The 24,401-nt window shown below is 68.0% G+C and carries 23 protein-coding genes, 1 tRNA gene and 1 pseudogene; 8 read left to right on the top strand and 17 right to left on the bottom strand.

The genetic code is table 11. The features are described 5' to 3' along the window. Window positions 1-52: 52 nt before the first annotated feature. Window positions 53-1,234 carry an acyl-CoA dehydrogenase family protein gene (locus tag A5744_RS09425; RefSeq protein ID WP_076060346.1) on the top strand — a complete coding sequence of 394 codons (1,182 nt, stop codon included), beginning with the start codon at window positions 53-55 and terminating at the stop codon, window positions 1,232-1,234. After that, on the top strand, window positions 1,231-2,052 hold the full coding sequence (locus A5744_RS09420; protein WP_076060344.1) for a mycofactocin-coupled SDR family oxidoreductase: 822 nt from the start codon (window positions 1,231-1,233) through the stop codon (window positions 2,050-2,052). The genes A5744_RS09425 and A5744_RS09420 overlap by 4 nt, the downstream gene beginning before the upstream one ends. Window positions 2,053-2,068: 16 nt before the next feature. Here the strand turns inward: A5744_RS09420 and A5744_RS09415 are convergent, their stop codons facing one another. From A5744_RS09415 to A5744_RS09400, 4 genes and pseudogenes are all read right to left on the bottom strand, one after another. Continuing rightward, window positions 2,069-3,145 (bottom strand): phosphotransferase, encoded by a 1,077-nt coding sequence (locus tag A5744_RS09415; RefSeq protein ID WP_076060342.1) that lies wholly within the window; start codon window positions 3,143-3,145, stop codon window positions 2,069-2,071. A gap of 143 nt (window positions 3,146-3,288) precedes the next feature. Beyond that, window positions 3,289-4,032 (bottom strand): annotated as a pseudogene (locus A5744_RS09410) (siderophore-interacting protein); the annotation flags it as partial. Between the two features lie 110 nt (window positions 4,033-4,142). Next, entirely contained in the window at window positions 4,143-4,478 is a 336-nt protein-coding gene (locus A5744_RS09405; RefSeq protein ID WP_076060341.1) for a hypothetical protein, read from the bottom strand. A 64-nt stretch (window positions 4,479-4,542) separates the two neighbouring features. After that, window positions 4,543-4,626, bottom strand: a tRNA-Leu gene (locus tag A5744_RS09400). Window positions 4,627-4,686: 60 nt separating this feature from the next. Here A5744_RS09400 and A5744_RS09395 point away from each other — a divergent pair. Then, window positions 4,687-5,067, top strand: a complete 381-nt coding sequence (locus A5744_RS09395) for a hypothetical protein (protein WP_076060339.1) — start codon at window positions 4,687-4,689, stop codon at window positions 5,065-5,067. Further along, window positions 5,064-5,408, top strand: coding sequence for a DUF3817 domain-containing protein (locus A5744_RS09390; RefSeq protein ID WP_076060337.1), 345 nt, complete (start codon window positions 5,064-5,066; stop codon window positions 5,406-5,408). Before A5744_RS09395 ends, A5744_RS09390 begins: the two co-directional genes overlap by 4 nt. A 51-nt stretch (window positions 5,409-5,459) precedes the next feature. Here the strand turns inward: A5744_RS09390 and rdgB are convergent, their stop codons facing one another. The 11 genes from rdgB to clpS all read right to left on the bottom strand — a co-directional run bounded on the left by rdgB (window position 5,460) and on the right by clpS (window position 12,882). Then, the gene (gene rdgB / locus A5744_RS09385; protein WP_076060657.1) at window positions 5,460-6,068 is read right to left on the bottom strand and encodes an RdgB/HAM1 family non-canonical purine NTP pyrophosphatase; all 609 of its coding nucleotides are present in this window, start codon (window positions 6,066-6,068) and stop codon (window positions 5,460-5,462) included. Next, window positions 6,065-6,844: a ribonuclease PH gene (gene rph / locus A5744_RS09380; RefSeq protein ID WP_076060335.1), complete on the bottom strand. Its 780-nt coding sequence runs from the start codon at window positions 6,842-6,844 to the stop codon at window positions 6,065-6,067. Before rph ends, rdgB begins: the two co-directional genes overlap by 4 nt. 23 nt (window positions 6,845-6,867) lie before the next feature. After that, window positions 6,868-7,650, bottom strand: a complete 783-nt coding sequence (locus A5744_RS09375; RefSeq protein WP_076060334.1) for a cyclic nucleotide-degrading phosphodiesterase — start codon at window positions 7,648-7,650, stop codon at window positions 6,868-6,870. 90 nt (window positions 7,651-7,740) lie between these two features. After that, window positions 7,741-8,556: a glutamate racemase gene (gene murI / locus A5744_RS09370; protein WP_076060332.1), complete on the bottom strand. Its 816-nt coding sequence runs from the start codon at window positions 8,554-8,556 to the stop codon at window positions 7,741-7,743. After that, complete coding sequence (locus A5744_RS09365) at window positions 8,553-9,227, bottom strand: rhomboid family intramembrane serine protease (RefSeq protein WP_205866301.1); 675 nt, start codon at window positions 9,225-9,227, stop codon at window positions 8,553-8,555. Before A5744_RS09365 ends, murI begins: the two co-directional genes overlap by 4 nt. Continuing rightward, window positions 9,218-10,189 (bottom strand): cysteine synthase, encoded by a 972-nt coding sequence (locus A5744_RS09360; RefSeq protein ID WP_076060330.1) that lies wholly within the window; start codon window positions 10,187-10,189, stop codon window positions 9,218-9,220. The genes A5744_RS09365 and A5744_RS09360 overlap by 10 nt, the downstream gene beginning before the upstream one ends. A gap of 9 nt (window positions 10,190-10,198) precedes the next feature. Next, window positions 10,199-10,480, bottom strand: a complete 282-nt coding sequence (locus A5744_RS09355) for a MoaD/ThiS family protein (protein WP_076060329.1) — start codon at window positions 10,478-10,480, stop codon at window positions 10,199-10,201. A gap of 22 nt (window positions 10,481-10,502) precedes the next feature. Further along, entirely contained in the window at window positions 10,503-10,916 is a 414-nt protein-coding gene (locus tag A5744_RS09350) for a M67 family metallopeptidase (RefSeq protein ID WP_076060327.1), read from the bottom strand. Window positions 10,917-10,935: 19 nt separating this feature from the next. Continuing rightward, complete coding sequence (locus A5744_RS09345) at window positions 10,936-11,970, bottom strand: P1 family peptidase (RefSeq protein ID WP_076060325.1); 1,035 nt, start codon at window positions 11,968-11,970, stop codon at window positions 10,936-10,938. Next, window positions 11,967-12,551 carry a DUF2017 domain-containing protein gene (locus A5744_RS09340; RefSeq protein WP_076060324.1) on the bottom strand — a complete coding sequence of 195 codons (585 nt, stop codon included), beginning with the start codon at window positions 12,549-12,551 and terminating at the stop codon, window positions 11,967-11,969. Before A5744_RS09340 ends, A5744_RS09345 begins: the two co-directional genes overlap by 4 nt. Before the next feature lie 25 nt (window positions 12,552-12,576). Then, a complete protein-coding gene (clpS, locus tag A5744_RS09335) occupies window positions 12,577-12,882 on the bottom strand; it encodes an ATP-dependent Clp protease adapter ClpS (protein WP_076060322.1) in 306 nt (101 codons plus the stop codon). A gap of 55 nt (window positions 12,883-12,937) precedes the next feature. On the opposite strand from clpS, the gene A5744_RS09330 reads away from it, so the two are divergent. Further along, the gene (locus tag A5744_RS09330) at window positions 12,938-14,245 is read left to right on the top strand and encodes a nicotinate phosphoribosyltransferase (RefSeq protein WP_076060320.1); all 1,308 of its coding nucleotides are present in this window, start codon (window positions 12,938-12,940) and stop codon (window positions 14,243-14,245) included. 3 nt (window positions 14,246-14,248) lie between these two features. After that, a complete protein-coding gene (locus A5744_RS09325) occupies window positions 14,249-16,249 on the top strand; it encodes an ATP-dependent DNA helicase (RefSeq protein WP_076060318.1) in 2,001 nt (666 codons plus the stop codon). Here A5744_RS09325 and glgP read toward each other — a convergent pair. After that, a complete protein-coding gene (gene glgP / locus A5744_RS09320) occupies window positions 16,233-18,866 on the bottom strand; it encodes an alpha-glucan family phosphorylase (protein WP_076060316.1) in 2,634 nt (877 codons plus the stop codon). The genes A5744_RS09325 and glgP overlap by 17 nt on opposite strands. A gap of 223 nt (window positions 18,867-19,089) precedes the next feature. On the opposite strand from glgP, the gene A5744_RS09315 reads away from it, so the two are divergent. Both A5744_RS09315 and glgB read left to right on the top strand, forming a co-directional pair. Then, window positions 19,090-21,180 (top strand): alpha-1,4-glucan--maltose-1-phosphate maltosyltransferase, encoded by a 2,091-nt coding sequence (locus A5744_RS09315; RefSeq protein ID WP_205866300.1) that lies wholly within the window; start codon window positions 19,090-19,092, stop codon window positions 21,178-21,180. A gap of 6 nt (window positions 21,181-21,186) precedes the next feature. Then, complete coding sequence (glgB, locus tag A5744_RS09310) at window positions 21,187-23,382, top strand: 1,4-alpha-glucan branching protein GlgB (protein ID WP_076060313.1); 2,196 nt, start codon at window positions 21,187-21,189, stop codon at window positions 23,380-23,382. Window positions 23,383-23,404: 22 nt separating this feature from the next. Here glgB and A5744_RS09305 read toward each other — a convergent pair whose 3' ends face one another. Beyond that, the gene (locus A5744_RS09305) at window positions 23,405-24,310 is read right to left on the bottom strand and encodes a tetratricopeptide repeat protein (protein WP_076060311.1); all 906 of its coding nucleotides are present in this window, start codon (window positions 24,308-24,310) and stop codon (window positions 23,405-23,407) included. Between the last annotated feature and the right edge of the window lie 91 nt (window positions 24,311-24,401).

The raw sequence follows: 24,401 nt of genomic DNA, 5'->3' as shown, positions 1-24,401 counted from the left end.
GATCCTGTCCTGGGATCTGGGGTACCCATTCGAGGAAAAGGAGCGTCTGCGCATGACCGTCGCGGGAGTCCACGAAGACCGCGAAGTCTCGGACGAAGATTTCCAGGCGATCCTTGAGGCGACCCGTCACTTCGTCCGCACCGCGGTGATCCCGCGCGAGCAGGAGATCCTGACCGACGACCGGGTGCCCGATGATCTGCGCGAACAGGCCAAGACGATGGGTTTGTTCGGATACGCGATTCCTCAGCAGTGGGGCGGCCTTGGGCTCGATCTTGTGCAAGATGTCGAGCTGGCAATGGAATTGGGCTACACCTCGCTGGCGCTGCGGTCGATGTTCGGCACCAACAACGGCATCGCCGGACAGGTTCTCGTCGGCTTCGGCACCGACGAACAGAAGAAGCGCTGGCTCGAGCCAATGGCGTCGGGCGACGTCGTCGCCTCCTTCGCGCTGACCGAGCCCGGCGCCGGATCCAACCCAGCGGGCCTGCGAAGCAAAGCGGTCCGCGACGGGAGCGATTGGGTGATCTCCGGGCAGAAGCGCTTTATCACCAACGCGCCCGTCGCCGACCTGTTCGTGGTGTTCGCGCGGACCCGCCCGGCCGACGACCAAGGTCCGGGGATCGCCGTCTTTCTGGTTCCCGCGGACGCCGCGGGCGTCGAGGTCGGCACCAAGGACGCCAAGATGGGCCAAGAAGGCGCGTGGACCGCGGATGTCAGCTTCGACGACGTGCGGCTGGGCACGGACGCGCTGATCGGCGGCAGCGAAGACATCGGCTATCGGGCGGCGATGACCTCTCTGGCGCGCGGCCGGGTGCACATCGCCGCGCTCGCGGTGGGAGCCGCGCAACGCGCTCTCGACGAGTCGGTGTCCTACGCCGCCACCGCGACGCAGGGCGGGACGCCGATCGGAAACTTCCAGTTGGTGCAGGCGATGATCGCCGACCAGCAGACCGGGGTGCTGGCCGGTCGGGCGCTGGTCCGCGACGCGGCCCGGCTATGGGTCACCAACGGGGACCGCCGGGTCGCGCCGTCGGCGGCGAAGCTGTTCTGCACCGAAATGGCCGGCAAGGTAGCGGATCTCGCGGTACAGATCCATGGCGGCAGCGGCTACATGCACGGCGTGCCCGTCGAAAGGATCTACCGCGACGTGCGACTGCTGCGGCTCTATGAGGGCACCAGCGAGATTCAGCGTCTGATCATCGGGTCCAATCTTGTCAAGGCGGCGCAGCGATGACCGGCAGACTCGAAGGCAAGGTCGCGTTCATCACCGGAGCGGCGCGCGGGCAGGGGCGGGCGCACGCCATTCGGATGGCCGAGGAGGGGGCCGACATCATCGCCGTCGACATCGCCGGCAAGCTCCCGTCCTGCGTTCCCTATCCGCCCGCGACCGAGGAGGACCTCTCCGAAACGGCTCGGCTCGTTGAAGAAACGGGTCGCCGCATTGTGACGTCGGTCGTTGACACTCGCGATTTCGACGGACTGCGCAAGGCGGTCGACGACGGGGTCGCCGCACTGGGGCGCCTGGACATCATCGTGGCCAACGCGGGGATCGCGGCCCCGCAGGCCTGGAACGACATCACGCCGGAATCCTTTCGCGACGTGATGGACGTCAACGTGCTGGGCACCTGGAACACCGTGATGGCCGGCGCGGACAAGATCATCGACGGGGGCCGCGGTGGCTCGATCATCTTGATCAGTTCGGCGGCCGGGGCGAAAATGCAGCCGTTCATGGTGCACTACACCGCCAGCAAGCACGCCGTCACCGGTCTGGCCCGCGCCTTCGCCGCCGAGTTGGGCAAACACTCGATCCGGGTCAACAGCGTTCATCCGGGTCCGGTGAACACCCCGATGGGATCCATCGAAATGGTGGAGGCGATAGGCAAAGCCATGGAAACCAATCCACAGCTGACCCACGTCCTCACCCCGTTTCTGCCCGACTGGGTGGCCGAGCCGGAAGAGATCGCCGACGCCGTGTGCTGGCTGGCCAGCGACGAATCGCGGAAGGTCACCGCGGCGCAGATCCGGGTAGACCAGGGCTCCACGCAGTACTGATTGCGCCGCGCTCAGATCAGCGCAGCAATTCCAGCGTCCCCAGGTCGCGGATCGCTTGGCAGCCGCGGCTGAGCATGGCCAGCACCATGTCGTCGCCGCGCTCGGTGGCGGCCGCGAACGCGAACCCCAGCGCCGAGATCAGCGGCGCCTGCAGTACACCGAGCCGGTAGTCACGCCAACATGTTTCGCGGTCGTAGTCGGTGACCCCGCCACCCGTCAACGCCCGGTGATAGTCGGCGACGAGCTCCTCCTCGATGCTGGCGCGCAGTCGCGAATTCAGGCTCGTCGCGGTGAAGTAGGCGAGATCCCTGGCCGGCAGGCCCACGCCGAGCGTCTGCCAGTCGACCACGCTGACCCGCGTTCGGTCCGGATCGAACAGCATGTTGTCCAGGCGATAGTCCCCGTGCAGCAGGGCAAACCGGTCATACTCGGCCAGCAGCCACGGTTCCACCAAACCCATTGCGGTGCGGAATGTTTCGCGGTCTTCCGCGCTCATTCGATCGCCCAGCTTCTCGATGGTGATGTCGGCGCTCATCCGCGCCACCTCGCCCATGCCGCGGGCGCCGGCCTCGTCCGGGCGGCCAAACGCGATGCCCGGAAAATCCAGCCAGGCCGGGTCGCACCAGCTGGGCGCGTGCAGGCCGGCCAAAGCGTTTGCCGCGAGGCGCGCTTCGGCTTCACCGCAGCCGGCGAGCTGATCGCCCTGAACCGCCGGCGCTTGATCGGCCAGCAGCAGGGCGAAATCCATTGCATCCTCGGTGATCTCGCAGTAGAAGCACCGCGGCGTCGGCACCTGCACCCGATCGGCCACGGACGAGTAGAACGCGCACTCGCTGCGATAACCGATGACGACCCGGTCGCGCACGGTGTCGTCCTGGGCCGGCAGCTTGATCACGTAGGTCTGCGGCAGATCACGCGGATCCGTCGCGTAGCGGGCCGTTACCCGGTAGGTCGCGCCGGTCTGGCCGGTGCCGATCGCAACCACGTCCACGTGCGACACCTCGACGGTTGGGTGGCGTTCGCGAAGCACGGCCGACAGCCACTCGGGCGTGACGTCGCCGGGATACCGCGGAATGGACACCACAGCACTCATGGGCAGCACGCCTCCGTACCGAGACCGTCGATGGACGGCTCAACTGTAAGGCATACGGCAAGGGCGGCGGCCGAGGGTCGCTCCGGTCAGCGCGGGTCCGCCGTTGGGGGTCCGCCGGCGATGCCGGCGTCCGTCTTGTCTCCACGACGGGTGCCCATCGCCCGCCCGGCGTTCCAGTAGGCCTGGGCGTGTATCTGGGACTTGCGCAGGCCGAACTCGTCACGCAGCCTGCGTCGGACGTGCTTGAGGGTCGCGGCCTCGGGCGTCGCCCACACGTACCAGCCCGTCCATTCGCGGCCCTCGATCGCCTCGGCCAATGACCTCTCGTCGCGGCGTGCGACCCAATGCACTTGCAGCCGAGGGTGTTTCGCCAGCGGGATCAGCCCGTCGTTGTCGTCGTGCCGCTCGAGGTACATCTCGATCGGTACATCGTCGGGGACGGCTTCGACGATCCCATTCATCCCGGGGATCGATGCCGAGTCACCGATCAGTAGGTAGCCGGCGGGGGGCTCGTCGGGAACAGCGAAGCGCGACGAGCCCATCAAGCACATGACTGCGATTGTCGTGCCAGGTTCCACGGATCTCGCCCACAACGACGCCGGTCCGGCCGGTTCGTGCAGCACGACGTCGACCGCGAACCGGCCCGCGGCGACGTCCGCCTCGGAGATCGTGTAGGCGCGCTGGAACTCGGTGTTCGACCCGTCGGGGTCGGGAAACCAGAACCGCAACCAGGCCGCGGGTTCGGCCTTCGCGTCCTCGAAGAGCGTCGGCGACTCCATCCGCACCCGCACGAAATGCGGTGCGATGCGGACGGTTTCGATTACCGTTGCGGCGTGGTCGCGGGCACCCAAACCCCGCAAGATCACACCCTGCAACCCGCGTCCCATGAGCGGTCCTCTCCCGTGACGGGCATTCCGCCACCCTTCGGCTAGTAGTTGCCCTCACAAACTAAGGGTTGCCTAACCAAAGGTCAACTCAAGGGTTTGGTGAGAGGGGGCTAGCGACTGCGCGGCGCGCGCGGGTTTGGGCCGATTGCCAGGTCTGCTTCGGACTCTTTGCGCTTCGCCTCGGCCATCTTGCGGTCCTCGGCGGCGGCTTCGCGATGGCGCTCTGCGGACCTGCGGTGCACGTCCGTGTGCGAGACGCCTCGGTCGACCGTCACGTCTTGCACGCTCGCGAGCCGTTCGTGCTGGCGCGCCGATTCCTCGATGCTGCGCGCGGCCGAGAGTCCCGCGTGGGCGGCGCGTCCGCGAGCCTCCGCGACTCTGCGTTCCGCGGCCGCCAGGTCTTGTGCGGAGACGGATTCTTCGGAGGGCTCGCGTCCGGTCGCCATGGCGTCTTCCTTTGGTGCGATTCATCGCGGTTACCCGCGGAATGCACGCCAAAACCAGAAAGCGTGCGGGCGGAGGGACTCGAACCCTCAAGCTCTCACGAGCACCGGCACCTAAAGCCGGCATGTTTGCCAATTTCATCACGCCCGCGGACCCAGCGATCGTATCGCCTCGGCCTGGGCCCGAACCGTCGCGCGGTACCGTCATGGGGTGTCCAGTACCCGTCGTCGCAGGCCCGCGCTGATCATTCTGGTGATCGTCGCGGCCTGCGGCTGCCTGGCCCTGGGCTGGTGGCAGTGGACCAGGTTTCAGTCCGCCTCGGGTACCTTTCAAAACCTCGGGTATGCGCTGCAGTGGCCGCTGTTCGCGTGGTTCTGTGTCTACGCGTACCGCAAGTTCGTGCGCTACGAGGAGGCGCCGCCGGAGCCGCGGAAGGGCGGCGAGATGACCGAGATACCCGCCGGCCTACTACCCGAGCGCCCCAAGCCCACACAACGACCGCCCGACGATCCCGCGCTGCGGGAGTACAACGCCTATCTGGCAGACCTCGCCAAGAACGACGCCGAAAAGCAGAACAGGACAACCGCATGACCACGCCCGAGACACCCGGTGCGCCGGCCTTCCCCGTCGAGAAGATCCGCACCGCGCTGTTCGGCTACCGGATCATGGCGTGGACGACGGGTATCTGGCTGATCGCCCTGTGCTACGAAATCGTCTCGCATCTGGTGTTCCACCATGAGATCCGCTGGATCGAAGTGGTGCACGGCTGGGTGTATTTCGTCTACGTGCTGGCCGCATTCAACCTGGCGGTCAAGGTCCGCTGGCCGATCGCCAAGACCATCGGCGTGCTGCTGTCCGGCACCATCCCGCTGCTCGGGATCATCGTCGAGCACTTCCAGACCAAGGACGTCAAGGCGCGCTTCGGGATTTAGGGCTCGAGCGTGACTCTAGCGTCACGCTCGACGCCGAACGTGACGCTGCAGTCACGTTCGCGCGGCCAGCGCTCGCAGCGCCGGCACCAACAGTGCCAGCGCACGACCTCGATGCGAGACGGCATCCTTCTCGGCGGGGCTGAGTTGCGCTGCGGTGCGGTCGCTTCCGTCGGGAATGAAGACGGGGTCGTAACCGAATCCGCCGTCGCCGCGCGGCTCGCGGGCGATGCTGCCCGGCCACTCGCCGCGGACGACGACTTCGCCGGATGACGACACCAGTGCGCAGGCCGACACGAAGGCCGCGCCTCGCCGCGAGTCGGGGACGTCCCGCAGCTGCGCCAGGAGCAACGCGGTGTTGGCGGCGTCGTCGCCGTGTTTACCGGACCAACGCGCCGACAGCACGCCCGGCATCCCGCGCATAGCGGCCACCTCCAAACCGGAATCGTCGGCCACACTCGCAAAACCGGTCGCGGCGAACGCATCCCGCGCCTTGGCCAATGCGTTGTCCTCGAAGGTCGCACCGGTTTCGGGCGCCTCGTCGAAAGGCGCCACATCGTTCAGCGACAGCAGCGTCAAGCCGGACAGTCCGGCGCCGTCCAGCACCCGGCGCAGCTCGGCCAGCTTCTTGGGGTTGCGGCTGGCGACCAGTAGGTGGGTCAGCTTCCGAACGCCTTCGGCGGTGGCGGCCCCTCGGGCAACACACCCGGGTACGGCCGCTCCAATGCCTCCCGCTGCGCCGCGAACAAGGTGTCGCAAGCGCCGAGCGCCATGTCGAGCAGCTTGTCCAGCGTCGAACGCGGAAACGTCGCGCCCTCACCGGTCCCCTGAACCTCGACCAGAGTCCCGGTGTCGGTGGCCACGACGTTCATGTCCACCTCGGCGCGCGCGTCCTCCTCGTAGGGCAGGTCCACCCGAATCCTGCCGTCCACCACGCCGACGGAGACCGCCGCGATAGCGCACGACAGCGGCCGGGGATCGGAAAGCTTTCCCGCCGCCGAAAGATAAGTCACCGCGTCGGCCAGCGCCACGTAGGCGCCCGTGATGGCCGCGGTGCGGGTGCCGCCGTCGGCTTGCAACACATCGCAGTCGACGGCGATTGTGTTCTCCCCCAACGCCGCCAGGTCGATGCAGGCTCGCAGCGACCGGCCGACCAGCCGGCTGATCTCCTGGGTGCGCCCGGACAGGCGGCCGCGCACCGATTCACGATCGGAGCGAGTGTGCGTGGCCGACGGCAACATCGCGTACTCCGCGGTCAGCCACCCCAGGCCCGACCCCTTGCGCCAGCGCGGCACGCCCTCGGTGACGCTGGCGGTGCACATGACTTTGGTGTGACCGAATTCGATCAGGACCGAACCCGCCGGGTTTTCGGTGAACCCGCGGGTGATGACCACGGGGCGAAGCTCGTCGTCGAGGCGACCGTCTTCTCGTTTGGACACGACGCCAACCCTAACCGGTTGACTCAGACCCTTTCCGAGTGGCGGACATCGAACGTCTCACCGCATACGACCGCATGCACGGGGCCGTCGAACTCGGCCTTGGCCTCGCTGATCACGTCCTCACGCGACGTCCACGGCGGGATGTGTGTCAGCAGCAGCTCGCGAACGCCGGCCTGTGCCGCGGCCCTGCCGGCCTCGGTGCCCGAAAGGTGCAGGGCGGGCGGACGGTCATGCGCGTGCGTCCACGAGGCCTCGCACAGGAAGACGTCGGCGTCGCGGGCCAGCTCGATGAGCTGATCGCACGTTCCCGTGTCACCGCTGTAGACGAACGAGGCGCCGCTGGGATCGGTCACCCGCAAGCCGTAGGACTCGGTCGGATGAGCCACCACCCGAGGCGTCACGGTGAGCGCGCCGAACGTCACCGGCTCACCGTCGACCCAGTGGTGGACGTCGAAGATGTCGGAGCAATCGTCGATTTCCCCGCCATAGGGCGAGGACGCGGCCCCCAACCGTGACCACGTGTCGCTCGGGCCGTACAGCAACGCCTTGCCGAGCGGGCGCGACGGGTGGTAGCGGCGCCATACGAACAACCCCGGCATGTCCAGACAGTGGTCGGCGTGCAGATGGGACAGCAGCACATGCACCGAGCCGGGATCCATGTATCGCTGTAGCGCGCCGAGGACACCCCCGCCGAAGTCGAGGACCAACGGCGGGGTATCCGGAGCCCGAAGCAGATAACCCGATGCAGGCGAATCCGGACCGACCACGCTGCCCGAGCAGCCGAGCACGGTTATTCGCACGGACACTACTGTGCCATGCCCGATAGCAGCGTGGAGAAAACATTGCCGCATTGATGTGATGAGAATCTCCCCGCGCGCTTGCGCAGCTAGGCCGGGCTAGTCGATACGGGAGCGGCGTACGGGTTGGACGCCGGTCACCGCGGGACCCAGGAAGCGCGCGGCCAGTTTGGTGAACGCCTCGGGGTCGCCGGTGGACTCGAACACCCGGGTGGCCGGCGCCGCGTCGTGGGGCCGCAGCAGGTCCCGCTCGGTGAGCACGCGTAGCACTTCCTTGGCGGTTTCCTCGGCACTCGAAACCAGCGTGACGTTCTCGCCCATCGCCAGCTGGATCAGCCCCGACAGCAGCGGATAGTGCGTGCATCCCAGCACTAGGGTGTCGACCTGCGCGCGCTGCAAGGGCTCTAGGTAGCCCTCGGCCAGCCCCAGCACCTGACGGCCGCTGGTGACGCCGCGCTCGACGAAGTCGACGAACCGCGGGCAGGACACCGCGGTGATCTCGGTGTCGCGGGCGGCGGCGAACGCGTCCTGGTAGGCGTGCGAGGCGATGGTCGCCTGGGTGCCGATGACACCGATGCGGCCGTTGCGGGTGGCGGTCACCGCGCGGCGCACCGCGGGCAGGATCACCTCGACGACCGGCACGTCGTAGCGCTCGCGGGCGTCCCGCAGGCACGCCGCGGACGCCGTGTTGCAGGCGATCACCAGCGCCTTGACGCCTCGGTCGACGAGATCGTCACCGATGGCCAGCGCGTGCGCTCGGACCTCGGGAATGGTCAGCGGGCCGTAGGGACCGTTGCCGGTGTCGCCGACGTAGATGATGTCCTCGTCGGGTAGCTGGTCGATGATGGCCCGCGCGACGGTCAGGCCCCCGACGCCGGAGTCGAAGACTCCGACGGGCGCTAATGGCGAGCTCATGTCTTGGGGCGCCGCGAACCGGCTTTCCTCGAGGCGCGGGCCTTGCGCTCCGGACCCGACAGAACGTAGGCCGCCAGGATTCCGGCCAGCGCGCCACACAGATGCCCCTGCCACGACACACCGCCGCATTTGTCGAGCACCGGCACGGCGCTGACCAAGATGCCGCCGTAGGCGAAGAGCACCACCAAACCGGTGACGATGTCCCAGAATCTGCGCACGAATATGCCGAAGACCAGCAAGAACGTCAGCCAGCCGAAGATCAGGCCGGAGGCCCCGATGTGGTCGGACTCGAAACGACAGCCGCCCCAGTTGCCGATCAGCCAGGTGCCGAAGCCGCCGACGATCCACACGATGGCGGTGGCCCAGACGAACCGGGACAGGCCGGCGAGCGTCATCAGGAAGCCGAGCACTAACGCCGGGACGGTGTTGGCCAGCAGGTGCGTCCAGCTCGCGTGCAGGAACGGCGCCCAGATGATCCCCCACAGCCCGTCGGCTTCCAGCGGCCTGATGCCGTTGCGGTCCAGCGAATGGTGCATCAGCTGATCGATCAGCTCGATGACGTACAGCAAAGCCACGAACGTGACGATCGTGGCGCCGCCCACCATCCAGTCGGGCCGCTTCTTGGAACCCGTCGCCGGTGTTCGGTTCCCGGCGGGGCCGGTCATGCCCATAGCTGCCCTTCCAGAGCGTTTTCGGCATCGTCCAGGCTACCGGCATAGGCGCCGGTGGACAGATACTTCCAGCCGGCGTCGGCCACCACGAAGGCGATGTCGGCGCGCGCACCGTCGTTGAACGCCTTTCGGGCGATGCCCAGCGCCGCATGCAGCACCGCTCCGGTCGAGATGCCCGCAAAGATTCCTTCGGAGTCCACCAGCTCGCGGGTGCGACGGATCGCGTCGGCCGCGCCGACCGAGTAGCGGGCGGTCAATACGTCGGGGTCATAGAGTTCGGGCACGAATCCCTCGTCGATGTTGCGCAGCGCGTACACGCCTTCGCCGTAGCGGGGTTCGGCGGCCACGATCTTGACGTCGGGAACGCGCTCGCGCAGGAACCGCCCGGTGCCCATCAGGGTGCCGGTGGTGCCCAGGCCGGCCACGAAGTGGGTGATCTCGGGCAGGTCGGCCAGCAGCTCGGGCCCGGTGCCGCGGTAGTGCGAATCGGTGTTGGCGGGGTTGCCGTACTGATAGAGCATCACCCACGACGGATTTGCCGCGGCCAGCTCCTTGGCGGTCGCCACCGCCGTGTTCGACCCGCCCTCGGCCGGCGAGAAGATGATCCGCGCGCCGTAGAGCTCGAGCAGCTGACGCCGTTCGACGGACGTGTTCTCTGGCATCACGCAGATCAGCTGGTAGCCCTTCAGCCGGGCCGCCATCGCCAGCGAGATGCCGGTGTTGCCGCTAGTGGGCTCGAGGATCGTCGCGCCGGGCGCCAGTAGCCCGTCCTCTTCGGCCCGTTCGATCATCCGCAGCGCAGGGCGGTCCTTGATCGAGCCGGTCGGGTTCCGGTCCTCGAGCTTGGCCCACAGCCGCACGTGCGGCCCGTCCGGCCCGTCGCTCCAGCGCGGTGAGAGCCGCGACAGGCCGACCAGCGGCGTGTTGCCCAGCGCGGCCAGCAGCGAGTCGTAACGCGTCATGCGCCCCGGTTACCCGCCCGCCACCGCGGGCAGGATGGTCACCGAGTCGCCGTCGGCGACCGTGGTGTCAAGGCCGCCGGAGAACCGCACGTCCTCGTCGTTGACGTAGATGTTCACGAAGCGATGCAGCTTGCCCGGATTGTCGGAGTCGATCAGCCGCTCGGAGATGCCGGAGTAGTTGGCCTCCAGGTCGCTGATGATGGCGCCCAGCGTGTCACCGCTCGCCGAGACGCGCTTCTCGCCGCCGGTGTGCGGCCGGAGGATGGTTGGGATGGACACGGTGACGCTCATGCGGGCCTTTCTCGAACTGTGTTCAGTACTGCTCGACGATATCGACAGGTTCTTCGGTGACGACGCCGTCGACGATGCGATAGCTGCGCAGCTCGTGGCGGTCGGGGTCACGGGTGGACACCAGCACGTAGTGCGCGTCCGGCTCGGCGGCCAGCTTCACGTCGGTGCGGCTCGGGTAAGCCTCGGTCGCGGTGTGTGAGTGATAGATGACGACCGGGACCTCGTCGGCATCGTCCATCGCCCGCCACACCTTCAGCTGCTCGTGCGCGTCGAAGCGGTAAAACGTCGGCGAACGTTCGGCGTTGACCATCGCGATGTGCCGCTCCGGACGATCCGAGCCGTCCGGGCCGGCCAGCACCCCGCAGGCTTCGTCGGGGTGGTCACGACGCGCGTGGGCGACCATGGCGTCCACCAGGTCGGCACGGATCACCAGCACGTCAACCTTTCCCTTTCCGCTAGGGGCCGAATGCTCCGGGCAACATGCCGCGGTAGGTGGGTATTCCGGCCACCGACTCCGCGGCCAGCACCCCGACCAGCACGGCGCGCGCCAGGCAATCGGCCGCGGCCGCGCCCACCTCGGTGGTCAGCGCGGTCTCCGGCGAAAATGCGGCGGGCGGTGGTGTCGAGCCGACCGCCGGCGCCACCTCGACGGCCCCGGTAGCCAGCGCGAACACGGTGTCGCCGTCCAGCGGTGTGTGTGCCGGCCGGATGGTGCGGGCCAGGCCGTCATGGGCGGCGATCGCGACACGCCGGCAGCCCGCCGGGGTCAGCGCGGCGTCGGTGGCCACCACCGCGATCGTGGTATTCAGCGGGCTCAACGGCGACGGCAGCCGGGCGAACGCGTCGATCTGGTCGGCCGGCGGCGGCCGCAGGGCGAACTCCTCGGTCAGCGCCGCCATCCACGGGAGACCGGTGGCCCGGTCGACGACGTCGCCCGCGCAGTTCACCGCGACGAGGGCGCCGACCGTCACGCCGGACGGCAGTGTCGTCGAGGCGGTCCCGATGCCGCCCTTGAGCACACCGGCGCGCGCCCCGACCCCAGCGCCGACGGTCCCGACCGACACCCCTTCGTCGCTCGCGGCGAGCGCCGCCTGGTAGCCGAACTCGGCGTCCGGCCGCCGGTCCCAGCCACCGACCGGCAGGTCGAAGATCACCGCCGCGGGCACGATTGGCACCACGCCGCCCTCCATCGCCACGCCGCGCTCGTGTTCCTCGAGCCAGCGCATGACGCCGTCGGCGGCGGCGAGGCCGTAGGCGCTGCCACCGGCGAGCAACACCGCGTCGACGAATCGCACGGTGTTGACCGGATCCAGCAGATCGCTCTCGCGCGTGCCGGGCGCGCCACCGCGGCAATCGACGGCGCCGACCGTCCCGGGCGGGGTCAACACGACGCTCACGCCGCATGCCCAACCGGCGCCCAAGGACGCGTCGGGATCCAGTCGCTGGTAGTGGCCGACGCGGATTCCCCCGACGTCCGTGACGGAGTTCATCCGGCCGGCCGCCCCATCAGCACCAGGACCAGATATTCCTGCAGGACGGTCAGCCACTGATACACGTCGTAATGCGCGGCCAACGGATGGTCCGATGGCAGGCGATCTGGGCCCTCGGGCCCGATTTCGAGCAGGACGCCCAGCGTCAGCCGAATGTCGTTGACCGCCGCGATCCATGCGTTGGCGCCGTCCTCGGTCAGTTCGAACCGGCCGCCTTCGGCCGGCAGCGTGTCCAACAACTCCTGTGCGGCAACACGTTTGGCGTTGATGATCTCCGGCTCGTGCAGGCTGCGCAGCGCGGCGTTGAGGCCTTCGGACGCATCGGCCGCGGCGTCGTCCTGATCGGATTTGTAGAAATCGGGCAGCAGCCGCCGCAGCGTCGACTCCCGCGGCCGTTCGGAGTTTCCGGTCTTGATACCGGTGATCTCTTCGAGTTCGTCTGCCGGCGAAGAAGATTCGCGCTCGTCGAGCAAACCGATCATCGCGGTGACGAGGTTCTTGAGCAGGTCCGCCTCATGGGGAGCCAAGGCGGACCGAAAACGGGGACCGTTTGCGGTCTCGACGCGCTTCCATTTGCGCACGCGGAATCCCGGGTGCCCTCGAATCTCAGCGGTCCTGCTGCATCGTCGCCCACAAACCGGCGGCGTGCAGTTTGGACACGTCGACTTCCATGGACTCCCGGCTGCCCGCGGACACCACCGCCTTGCCCTCGTTGTGCACCTGCAGCATCAGCTTGGTGGCATGCGGCTCGCTGTATCCGAACAACTTCTGGAATACATACGTCACGTAGGTCATCAGGTTGACCGGGTCGTCCCAGACGATGGTGACCCAGGGACTGGCCGTGACGTGGGCCGGAGCGGACTCGCGTTGTCCGGTAGTGCCAGGCTTGGTGGGTGCTGACGCAACAACCATGGCCTCCACGATACCGAGAGACGGCTCGCTCGCAGCCAGCCGTTACCTTTACGGAATGAACGACCCGGCCCTCGCTGGGCTGCTAACCGACAAATACGAGTTGACCATGCTGGCGGCGGCGCTGCGCGATGGCACCGCGCATCGCCGGACCACGTTCGAACTGTTCGCCCGCCGCCTGCCCGAGGGTCGCCGCTACGGCGTGGTCGCCGGCACCGGCCGGCTGCTGGAAGTGTTGCCGCAGTTCAGGTTTGACGACGACGCGTGCCAGCTGCTGGCGCAATTCCTGGACGACGACACGCTGCGCTACCTCCGCGATTTCCGCTTCGGCGGCGATATCGACGGCTACGCCGAAGGCGAGCTGTACTTTCCCGGTTCGCCGGTGTTGTCCGTGAGCGGCAGCTTCGCCGAATGCGTGGTGCTCGAAACGCTGGCGCTGTCGATCTTCAACCACGACACCGCTATCGCCTCCGCGGCGGCGCGAATGGTCAGCGCCGCGCAGGACCGACCGCTGATCGAGATGGGATCACGGCGAACCCACGAACGCGCGGCGGTGGCGGCGGCGCGCGCCGCCTATATCGCCGGGTTTACCGCGACGTCCAACCTGGAAGCCGAACGGCAATACGGGATCCCCACGGAGGGCACCGCGGCACACGCTTTCACGATGCTGCACACCCGGCGGGACGGGCCCGACGAAGTCGCCGCATTTCGTGCCCAGGTCGACGCGCTGGGCGCGCAAACCACGCTGCTGGTGGACACCTACGACGTGACGACCGGCGTGGCCACTGCCGTGGCCGCCGCCGGTGCCGAGCTGGGTGGGGTGCGCCTCGACTCCGGTGAGCTGGGCGTGCTGGCCCGCCAGGTGCGCCAGCAACTCGACCAGCTGGGCGCGACCCGGACCAGCATCGTGGTGTCCGGCGACCTCGACGAGTTCTCCATCGCCGCGTTGCGCGCCGAGCCGGTGGACAGCTACGGCGTCGGCACGTCACTGGTCACCGGCTCGGGCGCACCCACCGCGAGCATGGTCTACAAGTTGGTCGAGGTGGACGGCATGCCGGTGCACAAGCGCAGCGCCCACAAGGAATCCGACGGCGGCCACAAAGAGGCGCTGCGGCGCTGCCGCCCCACCGGCACGATCACCGAGGAGGTGCTGTACCCGGCCGGCAATCCGCCGGAAGCCACCGAGCCGTTCCGGGTGCTGACGGTCCCGCTGGTGCGCGGCGGGGAGGCGGTGACCGAAACGGGTCGCGGGGCGCTGGCCGCCGCCCGGGACCTGGTGGCGTCCGGGCTGCGCAGCCTGCCGTGGGAGGGGCTGAAATTGGCGCACGGCGATCCGGCGATCCCGACCGTGCGGGTCGGCTTCTGAGCCATGCCGGAAGCATCCGTGCCCGAGTTGCTGGCCACCGCGGTGGCTGCGCTCGGCGGCAGCGAACGCAGCGGACAGCAGGAAATGGCCGACGCCGTCGCGCGGGCCTTCGAAACCGGCGAGCACCTCGTCGTGCAGGCGGGCACCGGCACCGGGAAGTCGCTGGCGTATTTGGTTCCCGCGATCGTCCGCGCCGTCAACGAGGACGGCCCCGTCGTCGTGTCGACCGCCACGATCGCGCTGCAGCGCCAACTCGTCGATCGCGACCTGCCCCGGCTGGCCGATTCGCTCACCGACGCGCTGCCGCGCCCGCCGCGGTTCGCGCTGCTGAAGGGGCGACGAAACTACCTGTGCCTGAACAAGATCCATAACGGTGCCGCCGCCGACGGGTCCGACGAACCGCAGGACGAGCTCTTCGACGCGGTGGCGGTCACCGCGCTGGGCCGCGACGTGCAGCGGCTCACCGCCTGGGCCTCGACGACCGACACCGGTGACCGCGACGACCTCAAACCCGGTGTGCCGGACCGATCCTGGTCGCAGGTCAGCGTGTCCGCGCGGGAGTGCCTCGGCGTGGCCCGCTGCCCGTTCGGCACCGAGTGCTTTTCGGAACGGGCGCGCGCGACGGCCGGCCGCGCCGACGTCGTCGTCACCAACCACGCCTTGCTGGCCATCGATGCGGTTGCCGAATCGGCGGTGCTGCCCGAGCACGCGCTGTTGGTGGTCGACGAGGCGCACGAGCTCGTTGACCGGGTGACGTCGGTGGCCACCGCGGAGCTGACGCCGGCCACGCTCGGTGTTGCATCCCGGCGGATCGCCCGGCTGGTGGATCCCGAGATAACCCAGCGGCTGGAAGCGGCATCGGCCAACTTCGGGGCAGCGATCCACGACGCAACACCGGGCCGCATCGACCATCTGGACGACGAGATGGCGACCTATCTGGCCGCGCTGCGCGATGGCGCCGCTGCGGCACGCTCGGCGATCGACACCACCAGCGACGCCAAGGCCGCCGCGGCGCGCGCCGAAGCGGTTGCCGCGCTGAGCGAAATATCCGATACGGCGTCGCGTGTCCTGGCCTCCTTCGCTCCCGCGATCCCCGATCGCACGGACGTGGTCTGGCTGGATCACGAGGACAATCGCGGTTCGCCGCGCCCGGTGCTGCGGGTGGCGCCGCTGTCGGTCGCCGCGTTGCTGCGCGATCGGGTGTTCGCGCGGTCGACGACCGTGTTGACGTCGGCGACCCTGACGGTTGGCGGCTCCTTCGACGCGATGGCGACCGCGTGGGGGCTGGCCGGACCGGACTCCGGCGAATACCCGCGCTGGCGCGGCCTTGACGTCGGATCGCCTTTCCACCACGCCAAGGCGGGCATCCTCTACGTCGCGGCCCATCTGCCACCGCCGGGACGCGACGGCGCCGGCTCGGCCGAGCAACTGACCGAGATCGCCGACCTCATCACCGCGGCCGGCGGGCGCACGCTGGGATTGTTCTCATCGATGCGGGCCGCCCGGGCCGCCGCCGAGGCCATGCGCGAACGGCTGCCGACCCCGGTCCTGTGCCAGGGCGACGACAGCACCTCCGCGCTCGTCGAGCAATTCAGCGCCGACGCCGAGACTTCGCTGTTCGGCACGCTGTCGCTATGGCAGGGCGTCGACGTGCCGGGCCCGTCGCTGTCGCTGGTGATGATCGACCGCATACCGTTCCCCCGGCCCGACGACCCGCTGCTGGGCGCTCGCCAGCGCGCCGTCGCCGCGCGCGGGGGCAACGGCTTCATGGCCGTCGCCGCCAGCCACGCGGCGCTGCTGCTCGCGCAGGGCTCGGGACGGCTGTTGCGCCGCGTCACCGACCGCGGCGTCGTCGCGGTGCTCGACTCGCGGATGGCCACCGCCCGCTACAGCGATTACCTGCGCGCCTCGCTGCCGCCGTTTTGGCAGACCACCGACGCTGCGCAGGTCCGCGCGGCGCTGGAGCGGCTGCGCACCGCCGAGCCGGCTAACGGGCCAGGGTGACCAGGCCGAGCTCGTTGCCGGCGGCGAGCATCGGATGATTGGGCAGCACCCGCACCGTGTATCCGAGCGCGCCGGCCAGCGGCAGCGTCATCGTGGTCGAGAAGACCTGGTTGCCCCCCTCGGCGGTGCCGGTATACGACATCTCGACGGTCAGCGGGTCCTGCAACGCGTCGCCGGCGTCCACCCTGCCCACCAACGCCTGGACGGTGACCTCGTCGGGTGCCAGCCCGGCCAATTGCACGGTCGCGGTCAGGGTCAGCTTCGAGCCCAGCACCGGAGTATCCGGCAGGCCGGTGCTGTCGACGTCGGTGATATCGATCTTGGGCCAGGCTTCTTCGGCGCGCCTGCGGTAGGCGGCCAGCTCACGGGCGGTGCCGAACTCCCCGGCACTCTCGTCGCCCTCGACCGGCGCGACCGTCCTTCGCAACGACTGCGCGGCCGGGGTGTAGTAGTTCTCGACGTAGTCGCGCACCATCCGCGACGCCAGCACTTTCGGGCCCAGCGTCTGCAAGGTGTGGCGCACCATTTCGATCCACCGCGGCGGCACCCCATGCTCGTCGCGCTCGTAGAACTTCGGTGCCACCGCTTGCTCCAGCAGGTTGTACAGCGCGCTGGACTCCAGGTCGTCGCGACGGGCCTCGTCGGTCAGCCCGTCGGCAGACGGTATCTCCCAACCGTTTTCGCCGTCGTACCATTCGTCCCACCAGCCGTCGCGGATGGACAGGTTCAGACCGCCGTTGAGAGCGCTCTTCATGCCCGAGGTGCCGCAAGCTTCCAGGGGCCGCAGCGGATTGTTCAACCAGACGTCGCAGCCCCAGTACAACAGCCGGGCCATCGACATGTCGTAGTCGGGCAGGAACGCGATGCGGTGGCGCACCTCGGGCCGGTCGGCGAAGCGCACCACCTGCTGGATCAACGCCTTGCCCCCGTCGTCGGCGGGGTGCGATTTGCCGGCGACGATCAGCTGAATCGGTCGTTGTTCGTCGAGCAACAACTGTTCGAGTCGGTCCGGATCGCGCAGCATCAGCGTCAGCCGTTTGTATGTCGGAACCCGCCGAGCGAACCCGATGGTGAGCACGTCGGGATCGAATGCGGTTGCGATCCAGCTCAATTCGGCATCCGAGGCACCGCGTTCCAGCCACGACCGGCGCAGCCGCGCCCGGACATCCTGGACCAACAGCGCCCGTAGTTGTGACCGGATCCACCACAGATGACCGGCGTCGACCTCCTGCAGGCGCAACCAGACACCGGGATCACTGAACGAGTTCGACCCCGCCAGCTCGCGGCCGAGCTGCAACCACTGCGGCGCCGCCCACGTGCGCGCGTGCACGCCGTTGGTGATCGACCCGATGGGTACCTCGGCGGGGTCGAATCCGGGCCAAAGCTCGTTGAACATGGCCCGGCTCACCCGACCGTGCAGCAACGACACACCGTTGGCGCGCTGGGCAAGTCGCAGACCCATGTGGGCCATGTTGAACTTCTCCGGGTCGTCTTCGGCGCCGAGCGCGATGATCCGCGCCGTCGACACGCCGGGCAGCAACATGGGCGCGCTCGGGCCGCGCTTCTTATCGGGTTCGTCGTCGAGATGGTCGTCGAAGTAGAGCCGCACCATCTCGACGGGGAAGCGGTCGATTCCGGCGGGCACCGGGGTGTGCGTGGTGAACACGGTGCTGGATCGCACGACGGCCAACGCGGTGTCGAAATCCAATCCCGAATCGGTGATCAGCTCGCGGATGCGTTCGGCTCCGAGGAATCCCGCGTGGCCCTCGTTCATGTGAAAGACCTCAGGCGCGGGCAGCCCTTCGATGGCGGTGAACGCGCGGATCGCCCGTACCCCGCCGATACCCGCCAGGATCTCCTGCCGCATCCGATGCTCCTGATCGCCGCCGTACAGGCGATCGGTGACGCTGCGCAGTTCGTGCTCGTTCTCGGGCACGTCGGAATCCAGCAGCAGCAGCGGAACGCGGCCCACCTGCGCGACCCACACCCGGGCCCGCAGCTGCGCCGAGTCGGGCAGGCTCAACTCGACCAGCACCGGATCGCCGGTGGCGTCGGTCAACAGCCGCAACGGCAGGCCCTGCGGATCCAGTGAGGGGTAGGTCTCGTTCTGCCAGCCATCCGCCGTCAGCGACTGCCGGAAATAGCCGGAACGGTAGTACAGGCCCACCGCGATCAGCGGCACGCCGAGATCCGAGGCCGACTTCAAGTGGTCACCGGCGAGGATGCCCAGGCCGCCGGAGTAATTGGGCAGCACCTCGGCAACGCCGAACTCCATCGAGAAGTAGGCGACGGCAGCCGGCATCGCGGCCCCGGCCTGTTGGTGTTGCTGATACCACAGTGGACGGCTGAGGTAGTCGTTCAGCTCGGCGGCCAGTTCGTCGAGCCGAGACAGGAACCCTTCGTCGAGCGCCAACTCGTCAAGCCGGGCCGGCTTCACCGCACCCAGCAGCGCAACGGGGTCTCGACCGCAACGCTCCCACAACGTCGGCTCGATGGTTGCGAAGAGATCCTGCGTCGGCTTGTCCCACGACCACCGCAGGTTGTTCGACAGCTGGTCCAGCGCGGCAAGGCGCTCGGGTAGGTGAGCACGGACGGTAAAGCGGCGGAGGGCTTTCACGCGTCTCTACCTTACTGAGGAATCGCCCGTGTGCACGGCGAGCTCAGCCACCGCTTTTGGCCCATGTGTGTGGCCGGACACTAGGGTGGGTATCGGGTAGTTATTGGGCAGCAAAGATGCTTCCCGAGCAGAGAATCATCCCCATTGGAGAGTTTTTCGACGATAGGCATTCCGCGACGCAGCACTCCGCGGTCTGGCCGCACACAATCGGAACGGAGTGGTGGTGCCCGGTCGTGTCGAGATCGATAACGTCCAGCCCGTCGTTTCATGCGGCGCCTACCCCGCCAAAGCCGTGGTCGGTGAGATGGTCCCGGTCAGTGCGACGGTGTGGCGTGAGGGCCACGAGGCCGTCGCGGCGACCCTCGTGGTGCGATACCTGGGGCCGCGCTATCCGCAGGTAGCGGAGACCCGCCGGATCAAGGCGGTCCAGGCGCCGGAACGGCCGGTGTCAGCACGCGACGCCAAGGTGACCGAACGGGTCAAGCCGCTGCAGCTTCGGATGACGATGGGCCAGGAGCCGTACGTTTTCCACGGCCAATTCACCCCCGACCGGGTGGGCCTGTGGACGTTCCGCGTCGACGGGTGGGGAGATCCGATCCACACCTGGCGGCACGGACTCGTCGCCAAGCTGGACGCCGGCCAGGGCGAAATCGAGCTGTCCAACGATCTGTTGATCGGTGCCGCGCTGTTCGAGCGCGCCGCGACCGGGGTGCCGCGCGCGGGTCGCGATCCGCTGCTGGCGGCCGCCAAGGCGCTGCGGACCCGCGGGGACCCGGTGACGCGCACGGCGCTGGCCCTGTCGCCCGAGATCGATGAACTTCTGACCGACTATCCGTTGCGCGACATCGTCACCCGGGGCGAGCAATTCGGGATCTGGGTGGACCGGCCGCTGGCCCGCTTCGGCTCGTGGTACGAGATGTTTCCGCGCTCGACCGGCGGGTGGGACGCCGCCGGTAAACCGGTCCACGGCACCTTCGCCACGGCCGCCGCCGAGCTGCCCCGCATCGCGGAGATGGGTTTCGACGTCGTCTACCTGCCGCCGATCCACCCGATCGGCAAGGTACATCGCAAGGGCCGCAACAACTCTCCGACCGCCGCTCGCGGCGACGTGGGATCGCCGTGGGCCATCGGCAGCGACGAGGGTGGCCACGACGCGATTCACCCCCAGCTGGGGACGATCGACGACTTCGACGATTTCGTCGCCGCCGCACGCGATCTCGGCATGGAGGTGGCGCTGGATCTGGCGCTGCAATGCGCACCGGACCACCCGTGGGCCCGCGATCACCGGCAGTGGTTCACCGAATTGCCGGACGGCACCATCGCCTATGCGGAGAATCCCCCGAAGAAGTACCAGGACATCTACCCGCTCAACTTCGACAACGATCCCGCCGGGCTCTACGACGAAGTGCTGCGCGTGGTCCGGCACTGGATCGACCACGGCGTCAAGTTCTTTCGAGTCGACAACCCGCACACCAAGCCGCCGGACTTCTGGGCCTGGCTGATCGGTCAGGTCAAGGACACCGACCCCGATGTGCTGTTTCTCTCGGAGGCTTTCACCCCACCGGCGCGCCAATACGGGCTGGCTAAGCTCGGCTTCACCCAGTCCTACAGCTACTTCACCTGGCGCACCGCGAAATGGGAACTCACCGAATTCGGCGACGACATTGCCGCGCTCGCGGACTTCCGCCGGCCGAATCTTTTCGTCAACACCCCCGACATCCTGCACGCCATCCTGCAGCACAACGGCCCCGGCATGTTCGCCATCCGCGCGGTGCTGGCGGCGACCATGAGCCCGGCGTGGGGCATGTATTCCGGTTACGAGCTGTTCGAGCACCGTGCGGTGCGGGAAGGCAGCGAGGAGTACCTGAATTCGGAGAAATACGAATTGCGCCCCCGCGACTATGCCGGCGCGCTCGCCGAAGGCAAATCACTCGAGCCGCTCATCAAGCAGCTCAACGCGATTCGCCGGCTGCATCCCGCGCTGCAGCAGTTGCGCACCATCCACTTCCACGGCGTGGACAACGACGCGTTGATGGCCTACAGCAAGTTCGATCCGGCCACCGGAGATTGCGTGCTCGTCGTGGTGACCCTCAACGCGTTCGGGCCCGAGGAGGCCACGTTGTGGTTAGACATGGCCGCATTGGGTATGGAACCGTACGAACGTTTTTGGGTACGCGACGAGATTACCGGCCAGGAATTCCAATGGGGGCAAGCGAATTACGTTCGTATCGACCCCGCTCAGGCGGTCGCACACATCATCAACATGCCGCTCATACCGTACGAATCCCGAATTACGTTGCTACGCAGGAGGTGAGCGGACGTGAGCCGAGCTGACCAACTAGCCGGGGCGCACCTAGCGCCCGACCCCGCCGATCTTGCGCGCCTGGTGTCGGGGGCGCACTACAACCCGCACGGCATCCTGGGCGCCCACGAGTACGGCGACCACACCGTCATCCGGGCGTTCCGTCCGCATGCCGCCGAGGTCGTCGCGCTCGTCGGTGACGACCGGTTCCCGATGCGCCATATCGATTCGGGTCTGTTCGCCGTGGCGCTGCCGTTCGTCGACCTAATCGACTACCGACTGCAGATCAGCTACGACGGTTCCGCCCCGTACACGGTCGCCGACGCCTACCGATTCCTGCCCACCCTGGGCGAAATGGACCTGCATCTGTTCGCCGAAGGCCGACACGAGCGGCTCTGGGAGGTGCTTGGCGCCCACCCCCGCTCGTTCACCACGGCCGACGGTGTCGTCAACGGGGTGTCGTTCGCCGTGTGGGCCCCCAACGCCAAGGGCGTCAGCCTGATCGGCGAGTTCAACGGCTGGACCGGCACCGACGCCCCGATGCGGGTGCTGGGCTCGTCCGGAGTGTGGGAGTTGTTCTGGCCGGGGTTCCCCGTCGACGGGTTGTACAAGTTCCGCGTGCACGGCGCCGACGGCGTCGTCACCGAGCGGGCCGATCCGTTCGCTTTTGCCACCGAGGTGCCGCCGCACACCGCATCGCGTGTGACGGTCAGCCAGTACCAGTGGGCCGACGACGAGTGGGTGGCAGCGCGTGCGCGGCGCAACCCGGTGTTCGAGCCGATGAGCACTTACGAGGTCCATCTCGGCTCGTGGCGCCCCGGGCTCAGCTACCGCCAGCTGGCCCGGGAACTGACGGATTACGTTGTGGAACATGGGTTTACCCACGTGGAGCTGCTCCCGGTGGCCGAGCACCCGTTCGCCGGATCCTGGGGATATCAGGTCACGTCGTACTACGCGCCAACATCGCGATTCGGGACACCCGACGATTTCCGGGCGCTGGTCGACGCCCTGCATCAAGCCGGCATCGGCGTCATCGTGGACTGGGTGCCGGCGCACTTCCCCAAGGACGCATGGGCGCTGGGACGGTTCGACGGCACCCCGTTGTACGAGCATTCCGATCCTAAACGCGGGGAGCAACTCGACTGGGGCACTTACGTGTTCGACTTCGGCCGTCGGGAGGTGCGCAACTTCCTGGTGGCCAACGCGTTGTACTGGCTCGAGGAATTCCACATCGACGGCTTACGCGTGGACGCGGTCGCGTCGATGCTCTACCTGGACTATTCGCGTCCGGAGGGCGGCTGGACCCCCAACATCTACGGCGGGCGCGAGAACCTGGAGGCGGTGCAGTTCCTACAGGAGATGAACGCCACAGCACACAAGGTGGCGCCGGGCATCGTCACGATCGCCGAGGAATCGACCTCATGGCCGGGGGTGACACGGCCGACCAGCCTTGGCGGCCTGGGCTTTTCGATGAAATGGAACATGGGTTGGATGCACGACACGCTGGACTACATCAGCCGCGACCCCATTCACCGCAGCTATCACCACCACGAGATGACCTTCTCGATGCTCTACGCGTTCAGCGAGAACTACGTGCTGCCGCTCAGCCACGACGAGGTGGTGCACGGCAAGGGCACATTGTGGGGGCGGATGCCGGGCAACAACCACGTCAAGGCCGCCGGCCTGCGCAGCCTGCTGGCCTACCAGTGGGCGCATCCGGGCAAGCAGTTGCTGTTCATGGGGCAGGAATTCGGTCAGCGCGCCGAGTGGTCCGAGCAAAACGGCCTGGACTGGTGGCAACTGGACGAGGTGGGGTTCTCCAACGGCGTGCTGCGCCTCGTGGGTGACATCAACGACATCTACCGCACCCATCCGGCGCTATGGAGCCAGGACACCACCCCCGAGGGCTATTCCTGGATCGACGCCAACGATTCAGCGAACAACGTATTGAGCTTCTTGCGGTACGGCAACGACGGTTCGGTCATGGCCTGCGTGTTCAACTTCGCGGGCTCCGAGCACAGCGGCTACCGGCTGGGGCTGCCTAGCGCGGGCCGCTGGCGCGAGGTGCTCAACACCGACGCGACGGTCTACAACGGGTCGGGGATCGGAAATCTCGGTGGCGTCGACGCAACCGAGGACCCGTGGCATGGCCGTCCGGCCTCGGCGGTGATGGTGTTGCCGCCCACGTCGGCGTTGTGGCTGGAGCCCGCCTGAATATAAAGGGCCCCAACGACTCTCAGTAAAGGGCGTTGGCGAGGTTGCGCCGACCCGCGATCACCTCGGGATCGGCCGGGTCGAAGAGTTCGAACAGCTCGATCAGCCGCGTACGCACCCTGGTGCGCTCGTCGCCGGATGTGCTGCGCACCAACGCGATCAGGCGCGCGAACGCCGCACCCACATCCTGGTTGAGCAGTTGCACGTCGGCGGCCGCGAACGCCGCATCGACATCGTCCGGAGCGGCGTCTGCAACGGCGACGGCGTCCGGGCGCTGCGCCGTTGCGCGAGTGAGGAAGTCGATCTGCCGGATCGCCGCCTTCGCCTCGACGCTGCCGGGATTCGTCTCCAACAGCGCTTCATAGGACGCCTTCGCGGCCTCGAAGTCGCCTGCCTCGAGATGCTGCCGGGCCGCCGCCAACTCGGGATCGACTTCCGCGGGTCCCTCGGAACCGCTGGGGCCCTTGAGCTTGCCGGCCGTCGCCGACAGTATCGAGTCCAGCCAGCGACGCAATTGATCGGCGGGCTGCGCGCCCTGGAAGCTGGAGATCGGCTGCCCGGCGGCCAAAGCCACCACGGTGGGGACCGCCTCGACACCGAATATCTGCGCCACCCGCGGCGCCACGTCGACGTTGACCGTCGCCAGCGACCACGTGCCGCCGTCCTCGGAGGCGAGGCCACCCAGCGTGTCGACCAGCTGGACGCAGGCATCGCTGCGGGGCGACCACAGCGCTACGACCACGGGAACTTCGTCGGAGCGGACCAGGACTTCGTTCTCGAAGTTCGCCTCGGTGACCTCCGTGGCGCCCGGCGCGGGCGCAGCCGTCGGCCCGGCCGCCGAGGCGTTCTGTTGAGCTCGTTGTTTGAGGCCGGACAGATCGACCGCACCACTCAAAGCGGGTCCGATCGAGGGTCGCGGACGAGTCACGCCGTCAAGTCTGTCATGTGCGTCGGCTACCGATCCACCCGGTGGCCGCGGCGCTCATGCGGTGCTCATGCGGGGCAAAACCCCGCCGAAA

Origin of the sequence: Mycobacterium sp. IS-1264 (assembly GCF_001954195.1) — a bacterium.
In the GTDB taxonomy this organism is placed as follows: Bacteria; Actinomycetota; Actinomycetes; order Mycobacteriales; family Mycobacteriaceae; genus Mycobacterium.
The sequence above is the reverse complement of the archived record's forward strand: the minus strand, read 5'-3'. Positions and strand labels throughout refer to the sequence as shown.

Bases quoted from the DNA above. Each gene is read 5' to 3' on its own strand.
- A5744_RS09425 (WP_076060346.1), top strand. From the start codon at position 53: ATGACCGTCGCGGGAGTCCACGAAGACCGCGAAGTCTCGGACGAAGAT.
- A5744_RS09420 (WP_076060344.1), top strand. From the start codon at position 1,231: ATGACCGGCAGACTCGAAGGCAAGGTCGCGTTCATCACCGGAGCGGCG.
- A5744_RS09415 (WP_076060342.1), bottom strand. From the start codon at position 3,145: ATGAGTGCTGTGGTGTCCATTCCGCGGTATCCCGGCGACGTCACGCCC.
- A5744_RS09405 (WP_076060341.1), bottom strand. From the start codon at position 4,478: ATGGCGACCGGACGCGAGCCCTCCGAAGAATCCGTCTCCGCACAAGAC.
- A5744_RS09390 (WP_076060337.1), top strand. From the start codon at position 5,064: ATGACCACGCCCGAGACACCCGGTGCGCCGGCCTTCCCCGTCGAGAAG.
- murI (WP_076060332.1), bottom strand. From the start codon at position 8,556: ATGAGCTCGCCATTAGCGCCCGTCGGAGTCTTCGACTCCGGCGTCGGG.
- A5744_RS09365 (WP_205866301.1), bottom strand. From the start codon at position 9,227: ATGGGCATGACCGGCCCCGCCGGGAACCGAACACCGGCGACGGGTTCC.
- A5744_RS09360 (WP_076060330.1), bottom strand. From the start codon at position 10,189: ATGACGCGTTACGACTCGCTGCTGGCCGCGCTGGGCAACACGCCGCTG.
- A5744_RS09355 (WP_076060329.1), bottom strand. From the start codon at position 10,480: ATGAGCGTCACCGTGTCCATCCCAACCATCCTCCGGCCGCACACCGGC.
- A5744_RS09345 (WP_076060325.1), bottom strand. From the start codon at position 11,970: ATGAACTCCGTCACGGACGTCGGGGGAATCCGCGTCGGCCACTACCAG.
- clpS (WP_076060322.1), bottom strand. From the start codon at position 12,882: ATGGTTGTTGCGTCAGCACCCACCAAGCCTGGCACTACCGGACAACGC.
- A5744_RS09330 (WP_076060320.1), top strand. From the start codon at position 12,938: ATGAACGACCCGGCCCTCGCTGGGCTGCTAACCGACAAATACGAGTTG.
- A5744_RS09325 (WP_076060318.1), top strand. From the start codon at position 14,249: ATGCCGGAAGCATCCGTGCCCGAGTTGCTGGCCACCGCGGTGGCTGCG.